Below are 5,492 nucleotides of genomic sequence, written 5' to 3'. Positions count from 1 at the left end.
GTCATAGAAATCAGAATGACAAAATTTGTTGTTAAAAGTGACAACGAATTTGAATTAGAAAAAGGATTTTGAAAAACTATATTCATTCATTTTTTATTCATGAGTTATTAATTGTTTCAAATGAATATCTATAATTAAAATAGATTAAGCTATGAATAAAAAAGTGATAGAAAGATACTGCATTTAGAATGCTCAGGGAACGGTTTTCTTGGTGGCTGAGGTTTTCGAAGTCACATTTTACGATCTTTTCCTTTCGAGTGTTTACTCTTTTCCCTTCGAGTGCCTCATGGAACGGGTTTTCTTGGTGGCTGAGGTTCTTGAAGTCATACTTGCTCTAATTATTAGAACTAAACAATTTATTAAATCTAGTGTTCAATGTTTCAATATACGCTTGTTTAGTATCCTTATTTAAGAAACTAATCTCCACAAAATCGATCCATTTTAGTTTAATTTTGATGAATCTTTTGTAAATAGATTCTACTGATTTATTAGGTATTTTTAATGTTTTCGCTAACTGATTGAAATCTTCTATTTTTAATCTATTTTTTTTACCATTAATTGTTAATGCAGATTCTTCCTTATCATTGGGAATTAATAACAGCGTATTCAATAAATCGTAAGCTGGAGATAATTCGTATTCATTGAAATCATTTTCGATTAATGAATAGTTTTTAAGATGCATATCAGCATTTGCAGTCAAGTAATTAAATAAAACAATTTCAAATAATTTTTGAGCTTCAAATCCACTATTTTTAGTTAGTTGATAGATTAATTTTCCGATTTTTTCTATTGAACCTCGATATTTATGTTCCGTTAAATTTTCAGTCAATTGACAAAAGTCTTCAACAGCAATTTTATCTTCATTTTTTCGATCAAATCGCTTTGTTAAATAAGCCAATTCACCTGATTTAAGCCGAATAAGTGTGTGTGTTGCTGTTTTTATTTTTACCAATTCCGCTAAATGCATGGTTAAGTCTTCATTTTCGGGTAAGTCGATATATTCTTTTGAAGCAGGTTTTAAAATATAATTTCCTTCAAGATCCACAATTGTAAATCTCGATTGTTTATTTATATCGCTTATAAGATTTAAAGATAATTTTGGCTGTACACCTGTAACTGCAACACTTTTTACAATCAACTCTTTTGCTAATTCTTCTAATTGTTTGCTGTCAAAATCAATTGAAGGAGGATTTATTGAACCAAATATTTTTTTAGAACATTTAGAATGAAAATCAATTTCATTTTCTGCTAATTCTTTGTAACAACTAAGGCATTTTATCATAATTCTTCATTATTTGAAATGATAGAAACAGCTCCAATACAATCTTTGCAAAGGGTTAATAATAAACCAAAACGATCTTTAGAATTTAATTTCCAATTTTTTACTGCAATATTCAAAAGCCAACCTTCTGGTATTAATCCATCAAAAAAAGGAAATAAAATTTTACTTTCATAAGAATCTTGTTGTTTTGGAAGCGTTAAACTAATTGGTTTCGATTCCAAATTATTCAAATATTCTTGATCGTATTTAAAAATATAACCATTTTCATTTTCAGAAATTGTTCCTGCAAATTGATTTTTATAATAGACTAAACCTTTTCTCATTGCTCAATTTTATCAATTACACCAACTTCAGAACCAAATAAAGCTAAAACTTGATTCACTTTATCTAATCTTACAGAAGGTTTTCCTTGTTCTAGTTCACGAATAAATCTTAAACCAACTCCAGCTCTCTCAGCTAATTCAGGTTGTGTAAGTTTTAATCTTTTTCTTTTCTGTTTGATAAATTCTGCAATTGATTGATTCATACTTATACCCTTTGAGGTATAAATATAGTCATAATTTTTGTTTTATACCCAATAAGGTATAAAATTTATATAAACGTAAGTATTATACCTTTTAGGGTACGGTCATTTCTTGGTGGCTGAGGTTCTCGAAGTCACACTTTTACGATATTTTCCTTTTTAGAACTCAGGGAACGATCTTTTGGTGGCTGAATTTTTTGAAGATAAAATTCTATTCTCGATACAATTTTTCTTCATTATTATTTCGAAAAATCACTCGAACTGACGAATTTTAATTAAGACGTATAACAAATGGATATAAACTAAATTTTAACCATACTGAAAACCTTTTCTTCTTGATAGTTTGATCTTTTCCCTTCGAGAGCCTAGGAACAGGTTTTTCTTGGTGGCTGAGGTTCACGAAGCCACATTTTTACGATCTATTCCCTTCGCATGTTTGATTTTTTCCTTCTAAAACCTCAGTGACCGTACTAAAAGCGAATTTGAATATTGGAAAAGAATGACGAAAACGGTATTAAAACACACACGTTAAGAAAATGTTTGAATGAAACTTAAAAAGGTATTAGCCCGTAGGGTTTTTAAAATCTTTAGAGAAATGAGAACATATTTAGTAGAGAGTTTTACAGCCAAGTCTTTTTTCGTTAGTTTTTTTGACTATTCCCCGAAGGGCATCTGAATACCTATAATTAAAATAGATAAGCTATGAATAAAAAAATGAAAGTAATAGATTTCTCGATACCTCAAATTAACAACGAGTTGAGGTTCTGAACATAATTACGTGAATAAGAGAATAATTAGTAGTTCTTTATTTATTACTTTTTGCTTGATCAAAAAGTAATCAAAAAATCAAGACTGCGATTTTCGACGTTCAATTACCATTTTACGCACTAAAAAGATTAAATGATTCGCTATCGCTCACTAATCTTTTTTACGCTTGTTTCAATGGATTGAAGCTCGTCTGCAAATCGTAAGTCGACTCTAAAATCCGTTGATAAAAGTGATAACGAATCTGAATTAGAAAAAAGGATTAGAAAAATCCGACGATTTAGAATCGAAATGCAATTTAACTCTAAATTATTGGAATAAAAAAGTTGGAGTGTCTGAGTGAAGCGAGTTGCCAACTTTATGGAGATAATTTAGTTAGTTGAATTACCTGAGCCATTCCATGGCTCCTCCTCTTAATTTCAAATTTTTAATTTCAAATGTTTTTTTTGATGAACTTTCCCGAAGGGCATATGAATACCTATAATTAAAATAGATAAGCTATGAATAAAAAAGTGATAGAAAGATTATTCTCGTTTTTCAAAACTACCTTCATTCATTTTTACCTTGACGCAAAAACGAACCAAAAACGTCAAGTCTGTGCCTACAAATCGGTCAATAACGGCTACTCACTAAATGCTTTAAATCATTCACATATAAAATGTGAACAGTAAATCATTTTTAACGTTCGTTACGCCGAATTGACACTCGACTCTTCAGCAATGATGGTTTTTAATTCCTTATTAAAAGTAAATTTAAAACTTGAATATTGAAAAAGAAATTAAAAATCCGACGATTTAGTATCGAAATGACGAATTTTAGTTAAATTGTTCAGAATTACGAGCAAAGGATCTAAAGTGTGTTCGAAAGAAAAAATAATAAATTTATAAACCAAACACTCTCTTAATTTTTAGAAAGAGGTGTCCAAATCATTTTGACAACGTACAGATTTTCATAAAACAAATGGAAAGCGAAATATTTCAATACATTGATATTTGGTACAACAGAAAAAGAAGACACAGCTCATTGAATTACAAAACAATTGAAGAATTTAATAACTTAAATAATGTTTACAAAAATGTAGCTTAAATTTTACTGTACTTTTTATTTGCATAACCAGCTATCAAAATTTGCTTACATAAAACTGCAAATCTTCTATTAATATAAAAATCTTCAATAGCAAAAACCCTTATCAATATAAATTAACTGAGTCTTTCTTTGAAGATATTCAAAATCCTCTTGAACGAATTGTATTTAGTATCATGCTATTTTTAATTAAAACATTAAAAACTCAGATTCAATTTTATCAATCACTTTTTCAGGAATATTTTGTTTTTGACATAGGATTCTGAATTGATTAGTCGATTGTACGACTTCATCAATAATTCCGTTAGCATCTTTAATCGTGAATAAATCAGCTATTTTCAGTAAATCAGTTCGATTAATTTCAGTTCGTTTTCCATTAATAGACATCGCTCTTGAAATTCGAAGATAGTTTTTTAAAGCATCTAACGGATAGGTTAAATCATAGGCAGGAGCTAAATTCCAACGGTCTTTTTCTGTATCATAAATGAATGAGAAATTCTTTAAATGGTCATCAATATTAAAAAAAACAAGATTAAAAGCCATTCGTTTAAATAATTGCTGAATATTTTTGTGCGAAAGTTTCAAATCAAAAGCTAGTTTAAAAAGATTTTCATAAGACGAATTTTCAGGCTTTTTGAAATCCCACCCTGTCATTCCTGAAGCTGTCAAAATATGCTGTTTTTGTCCATTTTGACGATCAAATCGTAATGTTGCAAAATGTTTATCTTCAATTAATTTAGAAGGCATCATTTCAATTCCAATGGAAGTTGCAATTTGATAATAAATGTATTCTATTTTTTCTTTTGAATAGCCTTGATCTTCGTCGATCGAAAGCTTGATTAAATAATGATTATATTCTTCAGAAGTTTCTAAATCACCAGGAATTAAATGTCCTGTAGATTTATTTTCCGAAACCAAAATTTTAGGTCGTGCACCGCCAGCTGAAGTTCCAATCTTGAAAATATTCAGTAAAGCAATATCACTTAATCCTTTTTCTTCGGTGGAAGTTTTTAAATCCAATACTTTTTTAACTACTTCTGTAATTTCATCGACATTAATTGTTTGATTGGATTTAATTTCTTTGGCTGGAGAAAATTCTAAGGCTCCCATTCCTCTTTTACCAACATAAGTAAGCTGCTCTAAAGGCGTGATTACACTTATGTCTTTTTGAGTAGATTCAAGCCATTCTTTGAAAACAATGTTTCCAAAAAAATCAGGTAAAGAATCTGCAATCATAGGAGGTAGTCCTCGAAAAGTTTCCCCTTCAAATTCAGAAAATACTTGTACGTTAGGCGTTCTTCGAATAACATAAGGAAATATCTTTTTGTAGCTATTACTTTCCAAAAATTCAGGATTGTATTGGAATGAAGATTTTCTTTGGTTTTCGTCGTATCCAATTTTTCCAATTTCAATTCCTTGAAAATTGATTGAAATGATTTGATTCTTTGCCATAGTTAATACATGGATTGATTATTTTCTAATCTTTCAATTTTATCAGAAACAAATTGATTGATTGATTTCATTTCGTCAAAATACTGTAATACTTTCAAAAGAGTTTCGATTGTAGGATTCTCTCCATTTTCAAGTTTAGCAATTGTTAAACGAGAAAGCGCTAATTCATCAGCTAATTCTTGTTGTGTTAAGTGTTCTGCTTTTCGCATTTTTTTACACCACTCACCAATTGAATTTTTTACATCTTTTATTGTTGTGAAATCTAACATAAATGTATATTATAATAATCAAATGTACGAAATTTAGACAAAATATATAATAATGTATACATTTTGTTTGTATTAAACCTGTCGTACTTCATGACTTCGTAGACTTTAAATATAATTA

At 29.0% G+C, this 5,492-nt stretch carries 5 protein-coding genes and 1 pseudogene; 1 reads left to right on the top strand and 5 read right to left on the bottom strand.

The genetic code is table 11. The features are described from left to right. Nucleotides 1-334 precede the first annotated feature (334 nt). Genes B3J26_RS00665 through B3J26_RS00655 form a run of 3 tightly spaced genes read right to left on the bottom strand, consistent with a single transcriptional unit; the run spans nt 335 to nt 1,808 of the window. On the bottom strand, nt 335-1,282 hold the full coding sequence (locus B3J26_RS00665) for a HipA domain-containing protein (protein ID WP_291072685.1): 948 nt from the start codon (nt 1,280-1,282) through the stop codon (nt 335-337). Then, nucleotides 1,279-1,605, bottom strand: a complete 327-nt coding sequence (locus B3J26_RS00660) for a HipA N-terminal domain-containing protein (RefSeq protein ID WP_221857121.1) — start codon at nt 1,603-1,605, stop codon at nt 1,279-1,281. The genes B3J26_RS00665 and B3J26_RS00660 overlap by 4 nt, the downstream gene beginning before the upstream one ends. After that, nucleotides 1,602-1,808 (bottom strand): helix-turn-helix transcriptional regulator, encoded by a 207-nt coding sequence (locus tag B3J26_RS00655; RefSeq protein ID WP_114999434.1) that lies wholly within the window; start codon nt 1,806-1,808, stop codon nt 1,602-1,604. The genes B3J26_RS00660 and B3J26_RS00655 overlap by 4 nt, the downstream gene beginning before the upstream one ends. Nucleotides 1,809-3,524: 1,716 nt before the next feature. On the opposite strand from B3J26_RS00655, the pseudogene B3J26_RS00650 reads away from it, so the two are divergent. Then, nucleotides 3,525-3,656, top strand: a pseudogene (locus B3J26_RS00650) (IS3 family transposase); the annotation flags it as partial. Nucleotides 3,657-3,842: 186 nt separating this feature from the next. Here the strand turns inward: B3J26_RS00650 and B3J26_RS00645 are convergent. Further along, nucleotides 3,843-5,105: a type II toxin-antitoxin system HipA family toxin gene (locus B3J26_RS00645; RefSeq protein ID WP_291072684.1), complete on the bottom strand. Its 1,263-nt coding sequence runs from the start codon at nt 5,103-5,105 to the stop codon at nt 3,843-3,845. Nucleotides 5,106-5,107: 2 nt separating this feature from the next. Beyond that, entirely contained in the window at nt 5,108-5,374 is a 267-nt protein-coding gene (locus tag B3J26_RS00640; RefSeq protein WP_291072682.1) for a helix-turn-helix domain-containing protein, read from the bottom strand. Nucleotides 5,375-5,492 lie beyond the last annotated feature (118 nt).

The sequence above is a fragment of the Empedobacter sp. UBA5987 genome (genome assembly GCF_002429865.1).
In the GTDB taxonomy this organism is placed as follows: Bacteria; Bacteroidota; Bacteroidia; order Flavobacteriales; family Weeksellaceae; genus Empedobacter; species Empedobacter falsenii_B.
Note: the sequence above shows the minus strand (reverse complement) of the source record. Positions and strands in the feature narration are given on the sequence as shown.